Source organism: Wolbachia endosymbiont of Madathamugadia hiepei (genome assembly GCF_013366855.1).
Taxonomy (GTDB): Bacteria; Pseudomonadota; Alphaproteobacteria; order Rickettsiales; family Anaplasmataceae; genus Wolbachia.
The window spans coordinates 1-3,295 of sequence record NZ_WQMP01000116.1 but is presented as its reverse complement, the minus strand read 5'-3'; the positions used below and the strand labels follow the sequence as shown (position 1 = coordinate 3,295).

The 3,295-nt window shown below is 35.9% G+C and carries 4 protein-coding genes; 2 read left to right on the top strand and 2 right to left on the bottom strand.

The genetic code is table 11. From position 1 onward, the window contains the following. On the bottom strand, nt 1–741 hold a 741-nt coding region (ychF, locus tag GO685_RS04300; protein WP_175937721.1), incomplete at its 3' end, for a redox-regulated ATPase YchF. A gap of 117 nt (nt 742–858) precedes the next feature. Here ychF and GO685_RS04295 point away from each other — a divergent pair. Next, a complete protein-coding gene (locus GO685_RS04295) occupies nt 859–1,755 on the top strand; it encodes an OTU domain-containing protein (protein WP_175937720.1) in 897 nt (298 codons plus the stop codon). 94 nt (nt 1,756–1,849) lie between these two features. Further along, nucleotides 1,850–3,019, top strand: coding sequence for a CCA tRNA nucleotidyltransferase (locus GO685_RS04290; RefSeq protein ID WP_175937719.1), 1,170 nt, complete (start codon nt 1,850–1,852; stop codon nt 3,017–3,019). Here GO685_RS04290 and GO685_RS04285 read toward each other — a convergent pair. Beyond that, a complete protein-coding gene (locus GO685_RS04285; protein ID WP_175937718.1) occupies nt 2,998–3,168 on the bottom strand; it encodes a hypothetical protein in 171 nt (56 codons plus the stop codon). The two genes, GO685_RS04290 and GO685_RS04285, sit on opposite strands and share 22 nt — an antisense overlap. Nucleotides 3,169–3,295: the final 127 nt, after the last annotated feature.

The following is a 3,295-nucleotide window of genomic DNA, read 5'->3' as shown; positions in this document are numbered from 1 at the left end:
AAGATTTGCAATCTCTGCTTCAAGTTTTGCTGAGATACAATAAAATTTGCTCTTGTTCTCTTCTGCCATCTTTTCTACCTTTTTAGATAGTTCATTGCCAGCTAGGATATTTGTATCTTCAACATTACAGACGTACATAACGGGCTTTGTCGTCAGCAATTGAAGCAACTTCATCTCATCTTTATCGATATGTTCTAAGCTTCTTGCAGGTTTACCAAGTTTCAAAGTAGTTAAGACTTCTTGCATTAAATCAAGTTGTCTCTTTAGTTCTTTATCACCTTGCTTTGCTTTCTTTTCCAACTGAGGTAGCCTTTTTTCTATGCTATCAATATCAGCTAGAACTAGTTCCATTTCTACTACTTCAGCATCTGATATTGGATCTATCTTACTGTGTACGTGGCTGATATTATCATCTGTGAAGCATCTGAGCAGATGAACGATCGCATCAACTTCTCTGATATGACTTAAAAACTTATTACCGAGTCCTTCACCTTTGCTTGCGCCTTTTACCAAGCCTGCAATATCTACAACCTCTAATTGATTGTAAATTATCTTCTCTGAGCCAGCAATTGCTGCGATTTGCTTCAAGCGTTGATCTCTTATTGGCACTTTGCCAATATTTGGTTCGATTGTACAAAAAGGATAATTTGCAGCTTCGGCTGCACTTGATTGTGTAAGTGCATTGAATAAAGTTGATTTTCCTATGTTTGGTAGTCCTACTATGCCACAGTTAAAGCTCATATTCACTATATAAATTTATAGTTCTTGCATAATTTAAAAATTTTTGCTATACTTAATTAGTTACTTATTAAAAATTTTGTTGGTATAGTAGTATATAACTAAATTGAGGTAAAGAATATGGCTGCGCCTAGAAAACGGAAACTACCAAGTGATTTCTACGACGTTGAAAGCGCGAAAAGACTCAAAAGCTCGAGGCAAGAAATAGCTCCTTTAAGTAGTAAACCTTACCCTGATAATTTTCATGTAGGACAAGCAGTTCGTGATGGAAGCTGTTTTTTTGACTCGTTCAGACAGAGTCTAGAGCAGCAAACAGGAACACAAGTTACTGTCGAGCAATTAAGAAATGATTGTAAAAAATTTGCACAAAACAATCCGCCAAAATGGTTTATAGATGCAATTGCTAATAGCCATGATAACAGTGGCCAGCACCGTAGCGAAACTTTAGATGCTTATGCAGCAAACATTATGCTTAATAATAGATGGGGTGACCCTGACATTGAAGGTAGAATACTTTGTGAGAAGTATAATGTAAAATTGCACGTTGTTGAAAAATATAGTGTAGAAGGGCAAGAAATATGGACTAATCAAATTGTAAATGAGTCAAAGTCTGAACCTGTAAATGATATAAAATATAATGAAGTTAATACAATACATATAATAAATAATGGTGAAAGTCATTTCGAGCCATTGCTTGATAGGAAAAAAAGTTTAGCAAAACAAGAGCAAGAAGACTTCCTATTAGCAAAAAAACTTCAGTTGGATGAGATCTTAGGATATTGTAATATCTCAAAAGATAGTCCTAAGAAAGAAGAGGTTGAAAAGACATTTGATGAGCTATTGGCAAAAAATGCTGGTGGAAAAATTAGTGATGTTGTAGAGCAGTGCGTTAGTGATATAAAGCAACGTATTCAGCGTTCTGAAGAGCAAAACTCTTCAAGCCTACCAAGATGTGGTATGGAAGAAACAAAGGTAGAAAAATTTGATCAACAGCGCAAAGCTATATCATGCCAGTAAAGTAAATCTTCATAGCCCTGTATGTTTTTATGTAGGGCTTTTTGCAAAAGCTTTGCATTTCATGTAATATGAGCTGCAATACATACTAACCTAAATGCAAGTTGACCATGAAACTAGTTTAATCATTGATGCCATAGAGAAGTTTGGTGGGGAGGCAAGGCTTGTCGGTGGGTGTGTAAGGGACTCAATTCTGCAGCGTGACATTCACGACATTGACCTCGCTACCAATCTACTGTCTAATCAAGCGATTGAAGCGCTCAAACTTCGCAATATAAAAACTATTCCAACTGGCTTAAAGCATGGAACTATCACTGCAGTTTTAAACCAAAGATCTTTTGAGATCACAACGCTAAGGTATGATACTCAATGTGACGGTAGACATGCGAAAGTTGAGTTTACCAACAATTGGCAAGCTGATGCTTCAAGGCGCGACTTCACGTTTAACGCCCTATATGCAGACAAGTACGGCCATATATATGACTACTTTGGTGGTACTCAGGACTTAAAAGTGCGAAGGTTAAACTTTATAGGTAATGCTGAAGATAGAATTAAGGAAGATTATCTACGTATTTTAAGAGTGTTTCGTTTTCACGCAAAAATATGCGTTGGAAATTTGAGTGATGAAATATTGGACGTATGCAAAAAGCATTCGCACATGATCCAAAACCTCTCTGGAGAGAGAATAAGAGACGAAATGTTTAAATTGCTAGAGTGTGATGACCCCGCTCCAACGCTTAAGAGCATGCAAAAATCTGATGTTTTGCAAAAAATTATTCCAAAAGAAGTAAAATGCGAAATCCTGTCCTCACCGCTTCTTTTTGGTACTGATGCGATAGTAAAATTAGCGTTGCTCCTTAGAACTAACGAAGACAGGCAAAACCTTGGAGAATACATAAGCAAGTTCTTACACCTTTCAAACAAGCAAAGGAAAAAGCTGCTATTTTTACTGTCCAATGATATCAAAACAGAGCTTTCAGAAAAAGAGCAAAAAAAATACATATCCTTGTTTGGTAGGGAATTATATTGTGATTTGGTCAAAATCTGTGGTGTTGAGTCTGGAACAAATGTTGATGAATACATCTCATTTGCTAAGGTGTTTGATATTCCAAAGTTTCCTTTATCTGGCAATGATTTGATAAATATAGGTTATCAGTCAGGGAAAAGTTTAGGTAGAAGTTTAGAGTTGTTAAAGCAACATTGGGAAGGCAACTCCTATTCCTTAACGAAAGAGGAGTTGTTACTTTATGCTAAAAATCTGCTTTGACTACCTGTTCTTACATTACCTAATGAAAGTACATGCTTAGTGTTATTAGTGTGACTCATGAAAGAGTTGGGCACGTTATTTGGTACCAAATTTATTTCCTTCACTTTTTCTAAAAAGATTTTCATTCTAGCTTCTGTTAAATCTCTCACAACAATTTCTCTAAACGCTAACTATGGATTAGCCGATTGGGTTGCATGGAATATGAAATAAGCGTAGAAAAGATGTGAACTAAAAAGTTAATAGGAGATCTATGGCGAGTATGTTCAATTTCTAATC